At 68.8% G+C, this 21,921-nt stretch carries 20 protein-coding genes; 14 read left to right on the forward strand and 6 right to left on the reverse strand.

The annotated features are described in order from the left end of the window. Positions 1–11: 11 nt before the first annotated feature. From G3A50_RS10525 to G3A50_RS10535, 3 genes are all read right to left on the reverse strand, one after another. The gene (locus tag G3A50_RS10525; RefSeq protein ID WP_163075245.1) at positions 12–683 is read right to left on the reverse strand and encodes an LON peptidase substrate-binding domain-containing protein; all 672 of its coding nucleotides are present in this window, start codon (positions 681–683) and stop codon (positions 12–14) included. Positions 684–747: 64 nt separating this feature from the next. Further along, a complete protein-coding gene (gene trxA, locus G3A50_RS10530; RefSeq protein ID WP_163075246.1) occupies positions 748–1,677 on the reverse strand; it encodes a thioredoxin in 930 nt (309 codons plus the stop codon). Positions 1,678–1,753: 76 nt separating this feature from the next. Then, complete coding sequence (locus G3A50_RS10535; RefSeq protein WP_163075247.1) at positions 1,754–2,275, reverse strand: prolyl-tRNA synthetase associated domain-containing protein; 522 nt, start codon at positions 2,273–2,275, stop codon at positions 1,754–1,756. A 198-nt stretch (positions 2,276–2,473) separates the two neighbouring features. On the opposite strand from G3A50_RS10535, the gene G3A50_RS10540 reads away from it, so the two are divergent. Further along, positions 2,474–3,277, forward strand: a complete 804-nt coding sequence (locus tag G3A50_RS10540; RefSeq protein WP_163075248.1) for a gamma-glutamyl-gamma-aminobutyrate hydrolase family protein — start codon at positions 2,474–2,476, stop codon at positions 3,275–3,277. A 21-nt stretch (positions 3,278–3,298) separates the two neighbouring features. On the opposite strand, the gene G3A50_RS10545 is transcribed toward G3A50_RS10540, so the two are convergent. Next, positions 3,299–3,973, reverse strand: a complete 675-nt coding sequence (locus G3A50_RS10545) for a GntR family transcriptional regulator (RefSeq protein WP_163075249.1) — start codon at positions 3,971–3,973, stop codon at positions 3,299–3,301. Between the two features lie 154 nt (positions 3,974–4,127). Between G3A50_RS10545 and G3A50_RS10550 the strand changes: the two genes are divergently transcribed. Further along, a complete protein-coding gene (locus tag G3A50_RS10550; protein ID WP_163077522.1) occupies positions 4,128–4,340 on the forward strand; it encodes a Trm112 family protein in 213 nt (70 codons plus the stop codon). 3 nt (positions 4,341–4,343) lie between these two features. Here the strand turns inward: G3A50_RS10550 and G3A50_RS10555 are convergent, their stop codons facing one another. Next, complete coding sequence (locus tag G3A50_RS10555; RefSeq protein ID WP_163075250.1) at positions 4,344–5,600, reverse strand: ubiquinone biosynthesis hydroxylase; 1,257 nt, start codon at positions 5,598–5,600, stop codon at positions 4,344–4,346. A gap of 151 nt (positions 5,601–5,751) precedes the next feature. Here G3A50_RS10555 and G3A50_RS10560 point away from each other — a divergent pair, with 151 nt between their 5' ends. From G3A50_RS10560 to G3A50_RS10605, 10 genes are all read left to right on the forward strand, one after another. After that, positions 5,752–6,663, forward strand: coding sequence for an acyl-CoA thioesterase (locus G3A50_RS10560; protein WP_163075251.1), 912 nt, complete (start codon positions 5,752–5,754; stop codon positions 6,661–6,663). 300 nt (positions 6,664–6,963) lie between these two features. Beyond that, entirely contained in the window at positions 6,964–7,302 is a 339-nt protein-coding gene (locus tag G3A50_RS10565) for a P-II family nitrogen regulator (protein ID WP_163075252.1), read from the forward strand. Positions 7,303–7,353: 51 nt separating this feature from the next. Further along, on the forward strand, positions 7,354–8,718 hold the full coding sequence (locus G3A50_RS10570; protein WP_163075253.1) for an ammonium transporter: 1,365 nt from the start codon (positions 7,354–7,356) through the stop codon (positions 8,716–8,718). A 258-nt stretch (positions 8,719–8,976) separates the two neighbouring features. After that, complete coding sequence (locus G3A50_RS10575; protein WP_163075254.1) at positions 8,977–10,233, forward strand: aminotransferase class I/II-fold pyridoxal phosphate-dependent enzyme; 1,257 nt, start codon at positions 8,977–8,979, stop codon at positions 10,231–10,233. Positions 10,234–10,506: 273 nt separating this feature from the next. Further along, entirely contained in the window at positions 10,507–13,017 is a 2,511-nt protein-coding gene (locus G3A50_RS10580) for a DNA translocase FtsK (protein ID WP_163077524.1), read from the forward strand. Positions 13,018–13,177: 160 nt separating this feature from the next. Next, positions 13,178–13,918: a LolA family protein gene (locus tag G3A50_RS10585; protein WP_163075255.1), complete on the forward strand. Its 741-nt coding sequence runs from the start codon at positions 13,178–13,180 to the stop codon at positions 13,916–13,918. Between the two features lie 132 nt (positions 13,919–14,050). Then, positions 14,051–14,869, forward strand: a complete 819-nt coding sequence (locus G3A50_RS10590) for an exodeoxyribonuclease III (protein WP_163075256.1) — start codon at positions 14,051–14,053, stop codon at positions 14,867–14,869. 114 nt (positions 14,870–14,983) lie between these two features. Continuing rightward, positions 14,984–15,196 (forward strand): LPS translocon maturation chaperone LptM, encoded by a 213-nt coding sequence (gene lptM / locus G3A50_RS10595; protein ID WP_210255259.1) that lies wholly within the window; start codon positions 14,984–14,986, stop codon positions 15,194–15,196. A 17-nt stretch (positions 15,197–15,213) separates the two neighbouring features. Next, entirely contained in the window at positions 15,214–16,482 is a 1,269-nt protein-coding gene (gene lysA / locus G3A50_RS10600) for a diaminopimelate decarboxylase (RefSeq protein WP_163075257.1), read from the forward strand. A 152-nt stretch (positions 16,483–16,634) separates the two neighbouring features. Beyond that, on the forward strand, positions 16,635–19,397 hold the full coding sequence (locus G3A50_RS10605; RefSeq protein WP_246252336.1) for a TIGR02302 family protein: 2,763 nt from the start codon (positions 16,635–16,637) through the stop codon (positions 19,395–19,397). A 69-nt stretch (positions 19,398–19,466) separates the two neighbouring features. Here the strand turns inward: G3A50_RS10605 and hpt are convergent, their stop codons facing one another. After that, positions 19,467–20,054, reverse strand: a complete 588-nt coding sequence (hpt, locus tag G3A50_RS10610) for a hypoxanthine phosphoribosyltransferase (protein WP_163075258.1) — start codon at positions 20,052–20,054, stop codon at positions 19,467–19,469. A 218-nt stretch (positions 20,055–20,272) separates the two neighbouring features. Here hpt and ftsE point away from each other — a divergent pair, with 218 nt between their 5' ends. Together ftsE and G3A50_RS10620 are read left to right on the forward strand one after the other, a co-directional pair. Beyond that, the gene (gene ftsE, locus G3A50_RS10615; protein WP_163075259.1) at positions 20,273–20,932 is read left to right on the forward strand and encodes a cell division ATP-binding protein FtsE; all 660 of its coding nucleotides are present in this window, start codon (positions 20,273–20,275) and stop codon (positions 20,930–20,932) included. Beyond that, on the forward strand, positions 20,925–21,917 hold the full coding sequence (locus G3A50_RS10620; RefSeq protein WP_246252338.1) for a cell division protein FtsX: 993 nt from the start codon (positions 20,925–20,927) through the stop codon (positions 21,915–21,917). The genes ftsE and G3A50_RS10620 overlap by 8 nt, the downstream gene beginning before the upstream one ends. Positions 21,918–21,921 lie beyond the last annotated feature (4 nt).

Raw genomic sequence — 21,921 nt, forward strand, 5'->3', positions numbered from 1 at the left:
GGCGCGCGCGCCTACTGCAGCGAGCCCTCACCCTCGGCACCGCCGGTGCGTGCCATCGCCATCTCCGTGACGGCGACCAGCATGTCGGCCCGCGCGGCAAGGCTCGCGGCCTCCAGCAGGGCCTGCTTTTCGCGCGCGCCAAACGGCGACATCATCGCCAGCGCATTCACCAGCGCCTCATTCGGTGCCTCGGTGATGCTGGACCAGTCGGCCTCAAGCTTGTTGGCGTCGAGATAGGCCGCCAGCGTGCGCAGCAAGGTCGCGCGATCGACCTCCTCGGCGCCGTAGCCCGGCGTGAAGTCACCCTCGAAGGCGGTGTAGTCGACCTCGCCCTGCCGGAACGGCGTGTCCGCCTCGACCTCGGCCACCACCCTGAACCGGGTGATACCGGTAAGGGTGACGAGGTAGCGCCCGTCGCCGCTTTCGGCGAATTCAGTGATACGCCCGACGCATCCCACGTTCTGCAGCGCCGGATTGGCGGTCGTCACCAGCGCCGGGATCGGCTGGATCAGGCCGATGACGCGCTCGCCCGCCAGCGCCGCGTCGACCATGGCCAGGTAGCGCGGTTCGAAGATGTTCAGCGGCATCTGGCAGCGCGGCAGCAGCAGCGCGCCTTCGAGCGGAAACAGCGGAATTGCGCGGGGCAGTTCCGTGGGCCCGCCATAGGGGCGATTGATCGCCATGGGATGCCCTCCGGTCAGAAATGCGGTTAGCCAGAATACGCCGGTTGTTGGTCCGGCGCCCGGGTCACGCGAAGAGAATGGATGACAGGCGTCGGCGCCCGGCGACACTGTGCTCGTCGGTCGGGCCCCAGGCCTCGAAGAACTGGACCAGCTGCTTGCGCGCGCCATCGTCGTTCCAGGCGCGATCCTTGCGCACGATGGCCAGCAGTTCGTCGACGGCCTCCTCGCGCTTGCCATGGGCATTCAGTGCCAAGGCGAGATCGAAGCGGGCCTGATGGTCGAGAGGGTTGGCGGCCACCTTGGCCTCCAGTTCGCGTACATCGCCGAGCGCGGCCGCGGCCTCTTCCAGTTCGATCGCGGCGCGCACGGCCGTGATCGTGCTGTCGCCTGCCGATTCCGGCGGCACCAGCGCCAGCGTCGCCTTCGCCTGCTCGGTGCTGCCGGCGGCGAGCTGGGTGCGGGCAAGGCCGGCAATGGCCTTGAGATTGGCGGGCTCCTCGGCGAGCACCGCGGTGAAGATCTCCACCGCCCCCATCAGGTCGCCCTCGGCAAGCGCCGCCTCGCCGCTGGCGATCACTTCGGCGATGTCGCCCTCGCCGCCATCGGCCCCGGCGGTCAGGCGGTCGACCAGCGCCTTGATCTGCGTCTCGGGCTGCGCGCCCATGAAACCGTCGACCGGCTGGCCGTTCACGAAAGCATAGACGGTCGGCAGCGACTGGATGCCGAGCTGCTGGGCAACGGAGGGGTGCTCGTCCGTGTTCATCTTGGCAAGGCGCACCTTGCCCTTCGCCTCGCGCACCACCTTCTCGATGAGCGGGGTGAGCTGGCGGCAGGGACCGCACCACGGCGCCCAGAAGTCGACCAGTACCGGGCGGCGTTTCGATTCCTCGACGACGTCGGCCATGAAGCTCCGGGTGGTGACGTCGATCACGACATCATCACCGGCCTTGGCGGCGCCGTCCTGGGCGGGATTGGCGGGCTGGTTCAGCAACATGGGTGTCCTCGCAATGCTCGCGCGCTGTCGCGCCTAAAATGGTCCCTCGCGGCACGAATGCAACCGCGAAGGCTTGTCAGTCCTGCGGGCCCGCTTCTTCGCGTCGCGGCACTTCGAGGATGACCGGCTCATGGCCGGTGGCGCGCAGGAAGCGCACCAGATCGTCCCGCGCGATCGCGGTGGTCGCGGTATTGACGAGGGGATGACAGTTGATCACCTCGTGTTGCAGCAGCACCGCGTCCAGCACCACCGTCACTCGCCCGTCGGCGTCGTTCACCGGCCCGAAGGCGGTCACGGCGCCGGGTTTCACGCCGAGCACCTCCTCCAGCAGCTCGGCGCTGCCAAAGGACAGGCGGCTCGCCGCGCCGAGCGGGCCGTGGAGGCTCTTCAGGTCCACCCGTGCATCTTCCTCCACGACGACGAGAAAGAGGTTTCCCTTCTTGTCCTTCAGGAAGAGGTTCTTGGTGTGGCCACCCTCGATGTCGCCGCGCAAAGCCTGCGAATCCTCCACCGTGAACAGCGGCGGATGCTCGATGGTGCGGGTCTCGATACCGAGTTCGGCGAGGCGGGCGAACAGGTCGTCGGGCGAAAGCGGCATGGCGGTTTCCTTCTGCGCGCCTTCTAATGCCGGTGCCGGCCCGCAGGCAAGGACGTACCGGGCCCGCAAGGCCACCTGAGAGCGGCGCGCCGCGCGGGGCGGGCGTGTGCCGCGCGCATGCTCTCGCCCCCATGCGGTGGTTGACAGCGGGCCGGCGGCACTCCCACATCTGGGAAACAGTTTCAGGATCGAGACATCATGCGTCCAGTCGTCGGCGTGATCAGCGACGTGAAGGCCATGAACGGCCAGATCGTTCATGGCGTCACCGAGAAATACATCTATGCGGTCGCGCGCGGCGCGCAGGCGATGCCGGTGCTGATACCGGGCACGATTTCGGCGGTGGACGCCGAGATGGCGCCCGAGCGCGTGGTGATCGACGAGATCCTCGATCTGGTCGACGCCATCTTCCTGCCCGGCAGCCCCTCCAATGTCGGGCCGCAGCATTATGGAGACCGGCCCCACGACCCGCCGCTTCCCGCGGATCCACACCGCGACGACATTTCCCTGCCCCTGATCCGCACCGCTCTGGAGCGCGGCGTGCCGCTGTTCGGCGTGTGCCGCGGGTTTCAGGAAATGAACGTCGCCATGGGCGGCACGCTGTTCCAGAAGCTCTACGAGCAGCCCGGACGGTTCGATCATCGCGAGGATTCGAGCCTCGACATGGAAGGACAGTACGCCCTGGCGCACGAGGTTGCGCTGGAGCCGGGCGGCCTGCTGGAGGGTCTTGTCGGCGCGCCGCGCTGGAAGGTGAACTCGCTTCATGGACAGGGCGTCGCCCGCCTTGCCCCGAACCTGGCGGTCGAGGCGCGGGCGGACGATGGCACGATCGAGGCGTTCCGCATCGTCGATGCGCCGGGTTTCAACCTGGCCATCCAGTGGCATCCGGAATGGCGGTTCTGGCAGGACAAGCTGTCGACCGGCGTCTTCAACGCTTTCGGCGCGGCCGCCCGGCTTGCGGCCGAGCGCCGCCGCGGCGGTGGGCGGTTCAAGGCGGCGGGCTGACCCCTCGCCGCCGGCCTGTGCTCAGGCCAGCTTTTCCAATAGATGCCCGATGCCGTCGCGAATATCGGCCTCGATCGCGTGACGCAGCGCGGTCCTGTCGCGGGCTTCCAGCGCCTTCAGTGCCTCGGCATGGCGATCGACGGGGTAGTACCGCTCGAGATCGGCCAGCGCCATGCGCATGAACGGGCCGATCTGCAGCCATACCGATTCGATCAGCGGCAGCAGCACGCTGTCGGCGTTGCGGCCGTAGAGCGCGGCATGGAAGGCGAGATTGGTCTCGATCATCGCCTCGGTGTCATTGGTCTCGACCGCCGCATCGGAGGCGCGGTTCAGCGCGTGAAGCCGGCGCAGAAAAGCGGCGTCGACCAGGGGAAGCGCCCGTGTCGCCGCCTCGACTTCCAGCATGGTGCGGGCCGCGACCAGCTCGTCGAAGCGCCGGACCGTCATTTCGGGCACCCGCACGCGGCGATTGTCCAGCAGCACCAGCGCCCGCTCGGCCACCAGACGGCGCAGCGCCTCGCGCACCGGCATGGCGGAAACGCCGAGTGCCTCGGCGAGGCCGCGAATGGTCACCGCCTGTCCGGGCGGGAAGCGCCCGGCCATCACGCTGCGGCGCAGGCGACGAAACACCCATTGCTGCACGGTCTCGCCATGCAGGCGCGGTTCGAAGACGAGATCGAGGGATGTCGGTTCCATCGGCCGGTGGTGTGTGGATGGGTAAGGTGAGCGAGGATGACGTGAGCTAAGGATGACGTGAGACTGTCAGCGTGACGCGCTATATAGCGCAGATCGGCGACCGCGACCGTCGCACACGCCCGAGCAGGAGCCTCCCATGGCCGAAAAGTCCGACATGCCCGCCGGCCGCGCCGGCTATGATCTCGATCCCAAGCTCCTGGAGATCTTGGTCTGCCCGGTGACCAAGGGCACGCTGGAGTATGACCGCACCGCCCGCGAACTCATTTCGCGTGCCGCGCGCCTCGCCTATCCGATTCGCGACGGCATCCCGATCATGCTGGCCGACGAGGCGCGCCCGCTCACCGAGGAAGAAATGGCGGGGCGCTGACGGCTAGAGGGTCTCGCCGCGCAGCAGGCGGGGCGAGGCGCCGGCGATCCCGGCGGCGTCACGGATGAAGAAGTTCTTCAGTCCCGGCAGGCGCTCCACCACGCCCAGCCCGACATCACGCACCAGCCGCACCACATCGGCGCGCTGGGCGAACAGCCGGTTCAGAACGTCGGTCGCCGCGCCCATGGTCAGCGTGTCGAAGCGCCGCCAGCGCTGGTAGCGCTCCAGCACGTCCGGCCCGCCAATGTCGAGCCCGAGCCGCGCGGCATCGGTGATCGCCTCGGCGAGCGCGGCGACGTCGCGCAGCCCCATATTGATGCCCTGTCCGGCAATCGGATGAATGGTGTGGGCGGCATCGCCGACCAGCGCCAGCCGGTCGGAAATGAACTGCCGCGCCATCTGGAAGCCGAGCGGGAACGCCTTGGGCTCGTCGAGGATCGTCAGTGCGCCCAGCTCCAGCCCGAAGCGTTGCTCCAGCTCGTCGAGCAGCAACACCCGGGGAAGCTCCAGCAGGCGCTGCGCCGCCTCCGTCGGCTCGGTCCACACGATCGAGCACCTGTTGCCGCTGAGGGGCAGCATGGCGAACGGCCCGGCGGGCAGAAAATGCTCGATCGCCTTGCCGCCATGAGGGCGCTCATGACCGACGGTCATCACGATCGCCGACTGGTGATAGGACCAGCCCACCACGCCGATGCCGGCCAGCGCGCGCAGCTTCGAGCGCCCGCCGTCGCAGGCGCACAGCAGCGCCGCGCCGATCGCCTCGCCATTGGACAGGCGGATGGTGACATTGGCCGGACCGGCCTCGTATCCGGCGATGGCGGCGGGCAGCAGCTCGATGCCGCGTTCGCCGGCGAGCGCGCTCATCGCGTCCTGAAGCGCCGCATTGGGCAGCATGTGGGCGAAGGGCTCGCCGGGCGCGACATCGCCGTCAAAGGTCAGGAACACGGGCCGCGCGGCGTCGCCAAGCTTCGAATCGGTGATTTCCATGGCGAGGATCGGCTCGGCGACCGCGCTTACGCGCTCCCAGATGCCCAGCGTCTCGAACAGCCGCCGGGCGCCGGCGGCGAAGGCCGAGGCGCGCATGTCGGTGCTGGCCACCTTATCAACGCCGGGCGGGGCGGCGAAGCTGGGATCGGCAATGGCGAGCCGCGCGCCCTCGCCAAGGCCCTGGCGCAGGGCGAGGGCCAGCGTGAGCCCGGCAAGCCCGCCGCCGGCGATCACCGCATCGTAGCGTGCGATCGGTTGTTCCGCCTGGGGCATCGCTGCCGGCCTCCCTAGCCTGGGTTCGGGGCCCGAGATTGTCGGGGCCTGATCTCTTCGGCGCATTGCGCGCGGGTCATCATATGCCTTAGCTACGACGCGGGGACAATGAGCGCCGGCGCCGGGCCGGCATGTGACAGCCGGAGCCGCCATGCCAATCGCCGATCAACCCGCCCGCGATGCGTCCTCGACGGCCAGCGTGGCCGAGCTTGTCGGCCTGCTGGATCTGGAGCGTCTCGAGGACAATCTGTTCCGGGGCTACAATCCGCCTGAATCCTGGCCGTTCCGCACCCGGGTGTTCGGTGGGCAGGTGCTGGCGCAGGCGCTGGTGGCGGCCCAGCGCACGGTCGATATCGCGGCCCATTCGATGCACGCCTATTTTCTGCTGGGGGGCGATCCGGACGCGGCCATCGTCTATGAGGTGGAGCGGGTGCGGGACGGGCGCAGTTTCGCCACCCGCCGCACCGTGGCGATCCAGCACGGCCGGCCGATTTTCATCATGTCGGTGTCCTTCCATCGCGAGGAACCGGGGCTGGACCATCAGCTCGACCTCAGCGAGCCGGTGCCGCCGCCCGAGGCGGTGCCCGGGATCGGCGACCTGCCCGAGGCCGTGCGTGCGCGGCTGCCGGCGCCGGTTCTGGACTACTGGATGCGCCCCCGCCCGATCGAGCTGCGCCCCATCGGGCTTGGCGAGCCCCGCAGCGAGCCGCGCCGCATGGTGTGGTTCCGCGCCGGCCGGGCGCTGCCGGACGAGCCGGCGCTGCACCGCGCCGTGCTGGCCTATGCCAGCGACATGACGCTTCTGGAGGCGACGACCGTCCTGCACAGCACCAGCGTGCTCGGCAATGAGATCCAGGCCGCCAGCCTCGATCATGCCTTGTGGATGCATCGCCCCTTCCGCGCCGACGACTGGCTGCTCTATGCCCAGGACAGCCCGAGCGCCTCGGGCGCCCGCGGGCTGGCGCGGGGCCTGGTGTATGACCGGCAGGGCCGGCTGGTGGCGTCGGTGGCGCAGGAGGGGCTGATCCGCCCCGTTACGCCCTCTTGGACGGCAAATGCATAAAAATTAGACAGCGTGTGTCAAAACTTGGGCGGGGCGTGAGGGCGATGACTCGCGCCGATCAAGAAATGTGCAGCATTCACGCCGTTGGCGGAGGCGGCCTGAGTCGGCTCACCTTTGAGTGAATAGGGGCCCGCCGCGCTAAAACGGGCTGAAAACCGTTTCTGCACGGCGGTTGGCACGCGAATTGATTCTCTCCCCTCCGGCTTGACCGAAAGGTTGATTAAAACCTGCCTGGCCGAGTCCGACATGAAACGCCCGGGACCCCTGTGCAGGGTCCGAGGGCAAGCGGGGACAGGAACCATGAAGATCGTCATGGCTATCATCAAGCCTTTCAAGCTTGAGGAAGTCCGGGATGCGCTCACTGGCATCGGGGTGCACGGGCTGACCGTTACGGAGGTCAAGGGATACGGCCGTCAGAAGGGCCACACCGAGATTTACCGCGGCGCCGAATACGCGGTGAGCTTCCTGCCGAAGCTCAAGATCGAAGTGGCCGTGGCTTCCGATCACGTCGGCAAGGTCATTGATGCCATCACCACCTCGGCCAAGACCGGCCAGATCGGTGACGGCAAGATCTTCGTCTACGCGATCGATCAGGCCGTGCGGATCCGTACCGGCGAAACCGACGCCGACGCGCTGTGAGCCAGCATCATCGATCCCGACATTTTCCGATTGCGACGGAGCATTGAACCCATGACGAAGAAGAATTGGATACGCGCGGGCCTTCCCGTGCTGGCCACGACGGCGCTGATTGCAGCTGCCGCGTTCGCGCAGGACGCGCCTGCGACGGGCGCCGAGGCCACCGCCGAGGCTGCGGCCGTGGTTTCGACCGTGGACAAGGGCGACGTCACCTGGATGATGGTCTCGACCATCCTGGTGCTGTTCATGACCGTTCCCGGCCTCGCCCTGTTCTATGGCGGCCTGGTGCGCGCCAAGAACATGCTGTCGGTGCTGATGCAGGTCACCGTCATCGCCGCCGTGATGATGCTGCTGTGGGTGTTCTACGGCTACTCGCTCGCCTTCAGCGAAGGCAATGCCTTCATCGGCGGCTTCTCCAAGGCCTTCCTCGCGGGTGTCACCGTTGACAGCCTGGCCGACACCTTCTCCGAAGGCGTGAAGATCCCTGAATACGTCTTCATGGCGTTCCAGATGACCTTCTCGGCCATCACGCCCGCCCTCATCATCGGCGCCTTCGCCGAGCGCATGAAGTTCTCGGCGATCGTGCTGTTCTGCATCCTCTGGGTGACGCTGGTCTACTACCCGATCTGCCACATGGTCTGGTACTCGACCGGTTACCTGTTCGAGCTCGGCGCCCTCGACTTCGCCGGCGGCACCGTGGTGCACATCAATGCCGGTATCGCGGGCCTCGTCGGCTGCCTGATCATCGGCAAGCGCACCGGCTACGGCAAGGAACTGATGCCTCCCCACTCGCTGCCCTTCGCCATGGTTGGCGCCAGCGTCCTGTGGGTTGGCTGGTTCGGCTTCAACGCGGGTTCGAACCTCGAAGCCAATGCCGGCACCACCCTGGCCCTGGTCAACACCTTCGTTGCCACCGCCGGTGCCATCGTCGGCTGGACGCTGATCGAGTGGATTGCCAAGGGCAAGCCCTCCATGCTCGGCGCCATCTCCGGCATGGTCGCGGGTCTCGTCGCCATCACCCCGGCGGCCGGCCTTGCGGGCCCGATCGGCGCGATCGTGCTCGGCTTCGTCGCCTCGATCGTCTGCTTCTTCTTCGTCACCACGGTGAAGAACGCGCTGGGCTATGACGACAGCCTCGACGTGTTCGGCGTCCATGGCGTGGGCGGCATCATCGGCGCCATCGGCACCGGCATCGTCGTCGCGCCCTCGCTCGGCGGCCCCGGCATCGACGGCTACGAAATGGGCACCCAGGTGTGGATCCAGATCCAGGCCGTTGCGACCACCATCGTATGGTGCGGTGTGGTTTCCGCGATCCTGTTCTGGATCGTCAACATCATCGTCGGCCTGCGTCCGTCGGTGGAAAAGGAGCGCGAGGGTCTCGACATCGTCGAGCACGGCGAGCGCGCCTACCACAGCTGATCCGGCTTCCGGGCGCGGTTCGCCGCGCCCGGCTCGTGCCTTCCGCAGCTCCCGCTGCCTCAAGGCCCCGGCGTCATGCCGGGGCCTTTTTCATGGGCGGGCCTTCGGCGCCGCCTCTGCTTGCGCGCGCGCCTTCATGTGCCCGCGCCGCGGCGGGGGCTCCTGCGTCTCGCGGGCCGCCGCCATCGTTCTTCCATGGTTAAGGGCGCCTTTACCGCGTGCGCGCTATGATGTGGGCAAATCCCGCAACTCGCGGCCATGGTGAGATCGTCCCGCGTGTCTGAACCCGCTCTCCTGTCACCGAGTCCCGTCGTGCCCGATCCGGGGCCGGCCGCGCGCTCGCCCTTCGTGCGGCTCACCGAGCTGCTCGCCGGCGTGACGCCGGCAAAGCCGGCGCTGAGCCTGGCCGTCGGGGAGCCGCGTCACGCCATGCCGGGTTTCGTCGGCGAGGTTCTTGCCGGTCATCTCGACGGTTTCGGCCGCTATCCCGCCGGCAAGGGGCTGCCGGAGTTCCGCGCCGCCGCCGCCGGCTGGCTCGGCCGGCGCTATGACCTGCCCCGCCCGCTCGATGCCGAGAGCGAAGTTCTGGTGCTCAACGGCTCGCGCGAGGGCCTGTTCTTCTCGGCGTTGATGGCGCGCCGTCTGGCCTCGCCGTCCAAGCGCGCCGGGCTCGGCGATGGCGCTCCGCTCGTGCTGCTGCCCAATCCGTTCTATGCCGCCTATGGCGCGGGGGCGGAGGCCGCGGGTTGCGAGAGCGTCGCCCTGCCGCTTCCCGAAGCCGGGGGCTGGCTGCCCGATCTCGACGCGCTGACGCCCGCCCTGCTCCAGCGCACCCTCGCGCTTTATTTCGCGTCGCCCGCCAATCCCCAGGGCACCATCGCCCCACGCGCCTATCTGGAGCGGCTGGTCGCGCTGTGCCGCGCCCATGAGGTGATGGTGTTCGCGGATGAATGCTATTCCGAGATCTGGCTCGGCGCGGCGCCGCCCACGGGCATTCTGGAAGTCGCGGGGCCCGATTATGTTGGCGTCGTCGCCTTCAATTCGCTGTCCAAGCGCTCCAGCCTGCCGGGGCTGCGTGTCGGGTTCTGCGCCGGCGAGGCCGCGTTCATGAGCGCCTTCGCCGAGTTCCGCAACGTGGCCGCGCCGCAGGTGCCTGAGCCGCTGCAGCACGTCGCCATCGCCGCCCTGGCGGATGAGGCCCATGTGGTGGCGAGCCGCGATCTCTACCGCGCCAAGTTCGACATCGCCGATCGCATGCTCGCCGGCCGATACGGCTATGAGCGCCCCGATGGCGGGTTCTTCCTCTGGCTCGATGTGCGCCATCTCGGCGGCGGCGAGGCGGCGGCGCGGCTTCTGTGGGAGCGTGAGGGTCTGCGTACCGTGCCCGGTGGCTATCTGTGCCGGAGCGATGCGCAGGGCCGCAATCCCGGCGAGAACTATCTGCGCATTGCGCTGGTGCAGGATCCTGCGACCACCGAGGCGGCGCTCGCGCGTCTCCTCGCGGGGCTGGGCTGACGCGAGGGGAAAAGGATGGGGCGGCAGGCACAGACCATGCGGGCATCCCGGGACGAGAGCGTCAGCGCCCGTCCCGGGCGCGCCTCCTCGCTGCGCGGCACCGACGCCAAGGCGGGGTCCGGGAAATCGCCGAGCGCCAAGTCGGGCGCGGGCAGTTCGGGCGCGGGCAGGAGCGCGGGCGGCAAGAACGCCGGTGGCAGGAATGCTGGCGGGAAGAGCGCCGGGCGCTCCGGCACCGAGAGATCGGGGGGCGAGCGTCGCCCTCGCGGCGGCATGATCGCCTTCCTGCCGGAGGAAATCCGCGGCGCGTTGCGCCGACGCACGGCGGAACTCGTCGGCCTCGCCCTGGTCGGGCTCTGCGCCCTGCTTCTGGTCGCGCTGGCGAGCTGGTCGGCGAACGATCCGAGCCTGTCGCGCTCCAGCGCCGCCGCTCCGGCCAATTTCCTCGGCATGCCCGGCGCGGTCGTCGCCGATCTGCTCATGCAGCTTCTCGGCGTCGCCTCGTTGGTCGCGGTGTTGCCGATCGGCGTCTGGGGCTGGCTGATCCTGACCCATCGCCGCCCGCGGCGGGTGCGGGCGCGTATCATTGCCGGTGTGATCGGCATCATCTGCGCCGCCGGTTTCGCCGGCTGCCTGCCGCGCTTCGGCGCCTGGCCGCTGCCCAGCGGTCTGGGCGGCGTGATGGGCGAGGCGGTGCTGGCGGTGCCCGACGCCCTGCGCTCGACCTGGCTCAACGCGTTCGACTACGCCGTGGTCGGCGGGCTGTGCCTGTTCGGCGCGGTGCTCGCGGTGCCGATCGCGCTTGGCATCGGGCTGAAGCCGCCGGTTGACATCGAGGACGACGACGAGGCGTTCACCGAGGATTTCGATGACGAGGGCGTGGGACGCCTGGCGCTCGCGCTGGGCATGGCCACTCACGCGCTGCTGTCGCTGAAGGCGCGCCTCATGCCGGGCCGTTCGCGGCGGAGCTATGGCGCGCCCGCCCGTGCCGGCCTCGCGAGCCGTCTGCGCGGCATGGCCGGCCTTGACGAGGAGGATGAGGCCGCGTCCCGCGCCGAGCGCATGGAGCCGCGCTTCGGCGGACCCATCGTGGATGATGACGAGGAGCCCGCCGGCTACGCTCTGGAGGACGACCTGCCCTTCGAGGAGGACGACGACGACGCGCCTCCCCCGCCGCCGGCTTCGCGTTCCAAGCGCCGTCCGCCGCTGCGGGCCATCAAGGGTGGCCGCGCGGTGATCGAGGAAGCGCGGCGGCGCTATCTGGCGCCGGGGTTGGACCTGCTCACCGCCCCTCCCCCGCGTACCGGCCCCGCGCTGCCGCGCGACGTACTGGACGAGAACGCCCGTGATCTTGAAGGCGTGCTGGAAGATTTCGGCGTGCGCGGCGCCATCGTCAATGCGCGCCCCGGCCCCGTCGTCACGCTGTACGAACTTGAGCCGGCGCCCGGTATCAAGTCGAGCCGGGTGATCGGCCTCGCCGACGACATCGCCCGTTCGATGAGCGCGATCTCGGCCCGTGTCGCGGTGATCCCCGGCAAGAACGCCATCGGCATCGAGCTGCCCAACCCGAAGCGCGACAAGGTGCTGCTGCGCGAAATCATGTCCGCCAAGGACATTGGCGAGGCGGCCTACAAGCTGCCGATCGCGCTTGGCAAGACCATTGGCGGCGAGCCGGTGATCGTGGATCTCGCCCGCATGCCCCACCTGCTGGTCGCGGGCACCACCGGCTCGGGCAAGTCGGTCGCCATCAACACCATGATCCTCAGCCTGCTCTACCGCCACAAGCCCGAGCAGTGCCGGCTGATCATGATCGACCCGAAGATGCTGGAACTCTCGGTCTATGAGGGTATTCCGCACCTGCTCACGCCCGTCGTCACCGACCCGAAGAAGGCGGTGGTTGCCCTGAAATGGGCGGTGCGGGAGATGGAGCAGCGCTACAAGAAGATGTCGAAGGTGGGCGTGCGCAACATCGACGGCTTCAACGCCCGCGTCGCCGAGGCGCAGGCCAAGGGCGAAGCCATCGTGCGCACCGTGCAGACCGGCTTTGACAAGGAGACCGGCGAGGCGATCTACGAGCGCGAGGAAATGGACCTCTCCGCGCTGCCCTACATCGTCATTCTCGTCGACGAGATGGCGGACCTGATGATGGTCGCCGGCAAGGACATCGAAGGCGCGATCCAGCGCCTCGCCCAGATGGCGCGTGCCGCCGGCATTCACCTCATCATGGCCACCCAGCGCCCCTCCGTCGACGTCATCACCGGCACCATCAAGGCCAATTTCCCGACCCGGATCTCGTTCCAGGTCACCTCCAAGATCGACAGCCGCACCATTCTCGGCGAGATGGGCGCCGAGCAGCTGCTCGGCCAGGGAGACATGCTCTACATGGCCGGCGGCGGACGCATCTCCCGCGTCCACGGACCCTTCGTCTCCGACCAGGAAGTCGAGCGCGTGGTCGAGCACCTCAAGGCGCAGGGGGCGCCGGACTATGTCGAGGAGGTCACCGCCGATCTCGATACCGAGGGCGAGGACGGGGCGGTGTTCGACAAGGGCGCCATGGCGGGCGGCGCGGGCGAGGAGGGGGGCGATCTCTATTCCCAGGCCGTGGCCGTGGTGATGCGCGACCGCAAGTGCTCCACCTCCTATATCCAGCGCCGGCTGCAGATCGGCTACAACCGCGCCGCCTCGCTGGTCGAGCGCATGGAGCGGGAAGGGCTGGTGGGTTCGGCCAATCACGCCGGCAAGCGTGAGATCCTGATCGAAACCAACGAGGCCGACGAGCATTAGTCGTCATCGGGGCCGCATCGGCTGCCAGCCATGCGGCTCCTGTTGACGTCGCGTCCGTGCCGGCTTGCCGGTGCGGGCCACAGGATCGCCACAGCGGGACGTTACCCGCACTCAACGACCGTCGAAGATTTTGCGCCGTGCGCGCCAGCGAGAGTGCCTCATGCGCCATTTGCTCACCGCCTGCGCCGTCCTGCTCTGTACGCTGGGGGCGGCGAACGTTCCCGCGGGCGCGCAGGTGCCGCCGCCGCCCTTCGCCCCGCCGAAGAAGCCCTCCGCCGCCGTGATGGCACAGAGCGCGCCGGCCCGGTCGCAGGCGCCGGCCACGCTGGCGCCGGGCCAGGATCCCAACATCCAGATGGCGACCGTCGCCGGCCAGGGCGCGGCGGCCAGCACGATCGATCGCATCAATCAGTACTTCAACAGCTTCAAGGCGATGAGCGGCAATTTCGTGCAGGTCGATCCCGACGGCACGCGCCGGCAGGGCCAGTTCTACCTGCTGAAGCCCGGCCGCGTGCTGTTCGAATACGACCCGCCGAGCCCGATCGTGCTGGTGGCCGACGGGCGTTCGGTCGCGGTGCGCGACAAGCGGCTGAAGACGCAGGACATCACCCCGCTTTCGGCGACCCCGCTGCGCTTCCTGCTGTCGGAGAATTTCAACCTCGCGCGCAATTCCAACGTCACCGGCGTGTACCAGGACGATGTCTTCGCCACTGTGGTGATCGAAGAGAAGCAGCCGATGGTCGGCACGTTCCGGTTGATGATCATGTTCGACGCCAAGACCATGCAGCTCAAGCAGTGGACGGTCACCGACCCGCAGGGCTACGACACCACGGTCGCGGTCTCGAACCTCAACACCACCGACCGCCCGGATCCGATGCTGTTCGTCATCAACCGCGATTGACGGGCGGGCCGGGATCAGGCGTCGTCGGCGGGCCGCGCGCTCTTCATCCCGGCGCGCGGGATTGATATGGAGAGGGCCTGATCCCTCCATCGCGGTCGCATTTGAGCCGCGTCCGCAAAGGTCTTCCCGCCCGTGCCGCTTTCGATCGCCACCTGGAACATCAATTCGGTGCGTCTGCGCATCGAGCTCGTCGGCAAGCTCGCCAGCGAGCATCAGCCGGACGTCATCTGCCTGCAGGAGACCAAGACGCCGGACGACCGCTTTCCGCTGAAGGACGCGGCGAGGTTCGGCTATCCCCATGCTGCGATCCATGGCCAGAAGGGCTATCACGGCGTCGCCATCCTTTCGAAGCGGCCCTTCGAGAGCGTGAGCCGGCAGGATTTCTGCGACATGGGCGATGCGCGGCACATTTCCGTGGTTCTCGGCCGCGAAGCGGGCCTCGAGGCGCCGCTCGCCATCCACAATTTCTACATCCCGGCCGGTGGCGACATTCCCGACCCGGCGGTGAACGAGAAATTCCGCCACAAGCTGGCCTTCCTCGACGAAGCCACGACATGGGAAGAACTGCATCCCACCGCGCCCGGCGCGCGCTCCATTCTGGTGGGCGATCTCAACATCGCGCCGCTGGAGAGCGATGTGTGGAGCCACAAGCAGCTGCTTGACGTGGTCAGCCACACCCCGATCGAGGTGGAAAAGCTGGCCGCGCTTCAGGCGGCGGGTGGCTGGGTGGATGTGATGCGCAATTTCATTCCCCCGCAGGAGAAGCTGTTCACCTGGTGGAGCTACCGCGCCGCCGACTGGGCCGCCTCCAATCGCGGTCGCCGTCTGGACCATGTCTGGGCCAGTCCCGCGCTCGCTCCGGCGGCGACGGACGTCACCGTGCTGCGCGAGGCGCGTGGCTGGGAGCGGCCTTCCGACCATGTGCCGGTGATCGTGCGTCTGGATGTATGAGGCGGGATGCGCGGGCCGGGCCATCCGCCGGGCTCGCCTTTGGCCGTGCCTCGTTATAGGTTGCCCGAGATGCTTTCATACCGTCCGTTTCGACGCCAGCACGAGGACGTTTCCTTGACCCGCCGCTCCTTGCCTCGCCCCTTCCGTTACCTTGCCGCCGCGCTCGTTCTCGGCGGCGCGCTGGCGCTTGGCGGCTGCGGCGTCAAAGGCCCGCTGGAGCCGCCGCCGAACTCGCCCATGGCCCAGCCGGGCCCGGACGGCAAAGTGCCGAAGGACACCGGCCCGGTGAAGCCGGACCGCCCCTTCATCCTTGACGGCCTGCTCTAGAACCGCGCGAACACCTCATGCATCATTTTGCTTACCGCGACGGCATCCTCCACGCCGAGGATGTGAGCCTTGCCGATATCGCCCAGGCGGTCGGCACGCCGGCCTATGTCTATTCCACCGCCACGCTGGAGCGGCACCACCGCGTGTTCACCGAAGCCTTCGAGGGCATGCGCACCACGCTGTGCTACGCGGTGAAGGCCAATTCCAACCAGGCGGTGATCCGCACCTTCGCCAAGCTTGGCGCGGGCGCCGACATCGTCTCGGGGGGCGAGCTCAAGCGTGCGCTCGCGGCGGGCGTCGCCCCGCACAAGATCGTGTTCTCCGGGGTTGGCAAGACCCGCGAGGAGATCGCGGCCGCGATCGACGCCGGCATCCTGTGCTTCAACGTCGAGAGCGAGCCGGAACTGCTGACGCTGTCCGAGGTCGCCGTCAGCCACGGCGTTGCCGCGCCGATCTCGATCCGCGTCAATCCGGACGTCGATGCCAAGACCCACCACAAGATCTCCACCGGCAAGTCGGACAACAAGTTCGGCATCCCGGTGTCGCGGGCGCGGGAGGTCTATGCCCACGCCGCCGGCTTGCCGGGCCTGCGCATCACCGGCGTCGACATGCATATCGGCAGCCAGATCACCGATCTCGGCCCGTTCGACAACGCCACCGCCCTGCTGGTCGAGCTCGCCCGCGATCTGATGGCCGATGGCCACAAGCTGACCCATCTCGATCTCGGCGGCGGTCTCGGCGTGCCCTATGTGGCCGGCGAGCCGGAACCGCCGCTGCCGGGGGCCTATGCGGCGCTGGTGAAGCGCCATACCCACAATCTCGGGCTCGGCCTGGTGTTCGAGATCGGCCGCATGCTGGTGGCCAATGCCGGCGTGCTGCTGGCCCGCGTCGTCTATGTGAAGGAAGGCGAGGGCAAGCACTTCATCATCGTCGATGCGGGAATGAACGATCTCATCCGCCCGACGCTGTACGACGCCCATCACGAAATTTTGCCCGTGCGCGCGCCTGTCGGCGGGCAGGGGCAGATCGTCGCGGATGTGGTCGGCCCGGTGTGCGAATCAGGCGATTTCCTGGCGCTGGGGCGGCGGCTGCCGAACCTGCGCGCCGGCGACGTCATCGCCGTGATGACCGCCGGGGCCTATGGCGCGGTGCAGGCCTCGACCTACAATACCCGCCCGCTGGTGCCCGAAGTGCTGGTGAAGGGCGGGGAATTCGCGCTGGTGCGCCCGCGCGTCGACGCGGATGCGCTGATCGCGCTCGACCGCGTGCCCGGCTGGCTCGACTGAGCCGGCCGCGGCCACATTCGTCGCACTGTCCCGATCACGATCTGATTATCGAATAGGCGCGCCTGCCAAAGTGGCAGGACTGGCGCCTCCGGCGCGGCGTGCTAAGGTGACGTTGGGGCTGGTGTGCGGTTCTAGCGTCGGAGGACGAGCGCGTGACGGCGGCACCGGAAGGACAGTCGGAAACCGGCGGCGACCTGCGAACGGGTGACCTGCGCGCCGAAGAACGCGCGCGCAGCGAGATCCATCGCGCCGAGAAGCGCATGGACGCCGCGCGCCAACGCGCCTTCGCCACGCTTCTGTGGGAGCGCAGCTGGCCGGCCATTGCCGCCGTGGCGGCGGCGGTGGGCGTGTTCCTTATCGCCTCCTGGCTCGGCCTGTGGGTGGCGCTGACCCCGATCGGGCGCATGGTCGCCCTGGTCCCCTTCGCGCTTCTGCTTCTTGCGGCGCTGATTCCCGCCTTGCGCATCCGCCTGCCCTCGGCGGAGGACACGCTCGCCCGCCTCGACCGCACCAGCGCCCTGCCGCACCGGCCGGTGACGGCGCTGGCCGACCATCTTGCCACCCGGCCGGACGATCCGGTGGGCGCCGCCCTGTGGCGGGCGCATCTGGCGAGGGTGTCGGGCCAGCTCGGCAGTCTCAGGGCGGGGCTACCCTCGCCGCGCCTCGCCGCCATCGACGGGCGGGCGTTCCGCGCGCTGGTGATGCTGGGCGTGATCGCCACCTTCTTCATGGCGCCGGGCGAGCATCTGCGTCGCATCTCTGCGGCGTTCGACTGGCACACCCCGGTGCCGCCGGTGCCCTATCGCATTGACGCCTGGGTCACGCCGCCCGGCTACACCGCGCGCCCGCCGGTGATGCTGCCGGGGCTGCGCTCGCAGGATGTCGCGCTGGACGCCAACAAGGACACCACGAAACGTGCCGCCGATCCGGCCGATGCCGCCTCGGGCGCATATGAGGCGGCCGCCCTCACCGTTCCTGCCGGCAGCGAGCTTGTGGTGCGTGTGACCGGCCTCGCCGATGCGGGGCTCGACGTCGAGGGCGGGGTCGCGGCCGTCGAGGAGGCGGAGACCGATGCCGCGCCGGCGACCGCCGCCGCATCGACGACGTCCCCCGCCGCCCCGCGCGCGGCCGACGAGCACCATTACCTCATCAATTCTGATGGCTCCGCGCGCATCGCCGGTCCGGACGGGCGCGTGGTCGCCTGGCATTTCCGCGCGGTGCAGGATCAGCCGCCGAGCATCGAACTGACCAAGGAGCCGCAGGCGTCCGGCCGCACCGGCCTCATCCTGAACTACAAGGCCGAGGATGATTATGGCGTCGTTTCCGCGGAGGCGACCTTCGCCGCGGTGCCGCCGCCGCCGCCGCTGCACGCGCTCAAGAATGCACCGCCCCGGCCCGCGCCGCGGGTGCTGGTCGAGGCCCCGAATTTTCCGCTGCCGCTTTCCGGAAGGCGCGGCAAGGTCGCCAGCGGGCAGACCACCCGTGACCTGACCGAGAGTCCATGGGCCGGCACCCGCGTGACCATGACGCTCACCGCGCGCGACGAGGCCGGCAATACCGGCATGTCGCGTCCACGCAGCTTCGTGCTGCCGGCGCGGCTGTTCACCAACCCGCTGGCGCGGGCGCTGATCGATGAGCGTCAGCATCTCGCTCTGGACGCCAATCAGCGTCAGCGGGTGCAGGAAGGCCTCGACGCGCTGGCCATCGCACCCGAGCGCTTCACCCCCGACCCCGCGCATTACATAGGCTTGCGCAGCGCCTATTGGCGGCTGGTCAACGCCCGGAACGATGACGATCTGCGCGGCGTGGTCGACTATCTGTGGGAGGTCGCGGTCCGAATCGAGGACGGCGACCTGTCGGACGTCGAAAAGCGCCTGCGCGACGCTCAGCAGCAATTGCAGAGCGCGCTGGAGAACGGGGCCAGCGACGAGGAGATCCAGCGCCTGACGCAGGAACTGCGCGAGGCGATGGAGCAGTACATGCAGGCCCTCGCCGAAGAGGCCATGCGCAACCGCGACCAGGCCGACGGCAGCCAGCCGATGGACCCCAACACCCGCATGGTGCGTCCGCAGGACCTGCAGAAGATGCTCGACCGCATCGAGAACATGGCCCGCAATGGCGCCCGGGACGCCGCCCGGCAGATGCTGAGCGAGTTGCAGGACATGCTCAACGGTCTTCAGGCCGGCCGTCAGCAGCAGCGTCGCGGCCAGAGCCAGATGTCGCAGGCCATGGACCAGCTCGGCGACATGATCCGGCGCCAGCAGCAGCTGCGCGACCGCACCTTCAAGCAGGGCCGCGAGCCGGGCGAGGAGGGTCAGCAGGGCCAGGGCCAGCAGGACGGTCGGAACCAGCAGTTCAGCGATCTGCAGCAGAGCCAGGAGCAGCTGCGCGAGCAGCTTCGCCAGCTGCGCCAGAAGATGCAGCAGGCCCAGCGCGGCCGCCGGCCCGGCGAGCAGGGGAAGGGTGAACAGGGCCAGGGCGGCGAGGGCCGGCAGGGTCAGAACGGGCAGGGCGACACGCCTGGCGAGTCCGGTCTCGGCCAGGCCGAGCAGGCGATGCGCGAGGCCGAGGAAGCACTGGGCAGCGGCGACGGCACCGGCGCGGTGGACGCCCAGAGCGAGGCGCTTCAGGCGCTGCGCCGTGGCGCCCAGCAGATGGCCGAGGCGATGCAGCAGGAAGGTGAGCAGGGCGGGCAGCCCGGCAGTCCCTCGGGGCAGACCGCCGAGCGCAACGACCCGCTGGGCCGGCCTCTACGCTCGCGCGACTACGGTGATGACGTCACCGTGAAGGTGCCCGACGAGATGGACATGCAGCGCGCCCGCCAGGTGCTGGAGGAACTGCGCCGCCGCTTCAGCGACCCCCAGCGCCCGCGCATCGAGCTCGATTATCTCGAACGTCTGCTGCGCGAGTTCTGACCGCCGGCCGCTCCCGCCGTGGCCCGGCCTCGGGGCGGGCCCTGAGGCGGCCCGCGCGTGGGGACGTCGTCAGGTTTCCTGTTCGGGGATGTAGCCGATGAAGGGAAGCTGGCGGAAGGCATGGGACACGTCCATGCCGTAGCCGACGACGAAATAGTCCGGGCACGTGAAGCCCACGAAGTCCGGATCCACCTGCACCGCCCGCTTGTGCGGCTTCTCCAGCAGCACGCACACCAGCACCCGGCGGGCGCCGCGCGCGGCGAGCAGGTCCTTGGCGAAAGCCAGCGTGCGGCCGGATTCGAGGATGTCGTCGATCAGCAGCACGTCGCGGCCGCGCACGTCGCTGTCGATGTCGCGCAGCACCGTGACCTTTCCGGAGGAGACGCGCGAATCGCGGTAGCTCGACAGGCTGATGAATTCCACTTCCGGCGCCAGCCCGGCTTCGTGCATGGCGCGAATCAGGTCGGCGGCGAAGACGAAGCTGCCTTTCAGCACCGCAATCGCCACCAGCTTCTCGGGTCGGGCGGCGACGATCTCGGCGGCGAGCTCGCGGTTGCGCGTGGCGATGGTCTCGGCGTCGAACAGCACCTGGATATGGGACGTCGCCGTCGCCGCAATCGGTGCGTCCGTGGCGGGGGCGTCGGTCTTCTGGCTCATATTTCGTCCCGTTGCGTGTGATGGCCCTGTTTCCGGCCGCGCTTTTCCCCCGCACAATGGACCGGGCGGCGGTGCCGCGTCCAGTTGCCGGTGTTTTTGCCGCGCCGCTTTTGCCTTTCCGCGCCCACGCTATGTTAGAAGCCGCGGGGAAAGTGAATCGCTGCGCTGCCGCCCCGCGCCGGCCGCGCCCCGCCTTGGGGAACCCTTGGGGAACAACCTTGGTTCGTTTTGAGAATGTCGGCCTGCGCTACGGCATGGGGCCGGAGGTGCTGCGCGACGTCACCTTCGGCATACCGCCGCACTCCTTCCAGTTTCTCACCGGCCCGTCCGGTGCGGGCAAGACCAGCTTGCTCAGGCTGATGTTCCTGTCGCTGCGGCCCACGCGCGGCCTGATCAACATCTTCGGCCGTGATGCCGCCAAACTCGGGCCCGATGAAACGGCGGCGATGCGCCGGCGCATCGGCATCGTGTTTCAGGATTTCCGCTTGCTCGACCACCTCACTACCTATGAGAATGTTGCCTTGCCGCTTCGTGTGCAGGAGCGCGAGGAGGCGAGCTACCGGGCCGAGGTGCGCGAGTTGTTGCAGTGGGTCGGACTGGGTGAGCGCATGCATGTGCTTCCCCCCGTGCTGTCGGGCGGTGAGAAGCAGCGCGCGGCGATCGCGCGCGCGCTCATCAGCCGGCCGGAGATCCTGCTCGCGGACGAGCCCACCGGCAACGTCGATCCTGGCCTCGCCCGCCGGCTGATGCGGCTGTTTCTCGAATTGCACAAGAGCGGCACCTCGGTGCTGATCGCCACGCACGACATCGCGCTTATGGACCAGTTCGACGCCCGTCGGCTCGTGATCCACCAGGGACGGCTGACCGTCTATGACTGACGCCACATCCACCTCGCCCGGCCCTTCGCCGCTCCAGGCGCTCCGGCTTCGTCTTCGGCGCGGGACCGGCGACGCGCAGCCGGGTGATCATCCGCGCACCGGCCGCTCCATCGTTCCGCGCGCCAGTGTCACCGGCAACGCGCTGGCCGCGGTGGTCGCGATCATGACCTTCCTGGCCGGTATCACCATCGGCAGCGTCGCCGTGGTACGCACGGTGGCGGCGGACTGGACCTCGGACATCGCCCGCGAGACCACGATCGAGATCAAGCCGGGCGACGCGCTGGACATCCAGGCCGCGCTGACGCGCGCGGTGCAGCTCGCCAAGGCGACGCCCGGCATTGCCGACGCCCGCGCATTGGACGAGCGCGAGACCGCCTCGCTGCTGGAACCCTGGCTGGGCGCGGGGCTCGACGTGTCGAACCTGCCCGTGCCCCGGCTGATCGTGGTCACGCTGGCCTCCGACGCCGATGCGCAGACCCTCGCCGCCCTGCGCGCGGGCCTTGCCCGGCAGGTGCCGTCGGCCAGCCTCGATGACCACAGGCAATGGACCGAGCGCCTTGCCGCCACCGCGCGCTCGGTCGTGGTGGTAGGCCTGGCGGTACTGGCGCTGGTGGCGGCGGCAACGGTGCTGTGCGTCGTGTTCGCGACGCGGGCGGCGGTGGACGCGGCGCGTGGCATTGTCGAGGTGCTGCATTTCGTCGGCGCGCGCGACACCTTCATCGCCCAGGAATTCCAGCATCATTTCCTCGCCATCGGCCTCAAGGGCGGCGCCCTTGGCGGCGGCGCGGCGATGGCGCTGTTCTTCCTCGGTTCGACCCTGCCGGGCTGGCTCGGGATCAACGATCCGGTGGACACGCTGGTGGGCGCCATGCGTCTGGACGGGCACGGCTATGGCGGAATTCTGGGCGTGTCGGTCCTGGTCGCGCTGGTTACGGCCGTAACCTCGCGGGTGACGGTTTTCCGCACCCTGCGCGGCATCACCTAGGCGC

The organism is Ancylobacter pratisalsi, assembly GCF_010669125.1.
GTDB lineage: Bacteria > Pseudomonadota > Alphaproteobacteria > Rhizobiales > Xanthobacteraceae > Ancylobacter > Ancylobacter pratisalsi.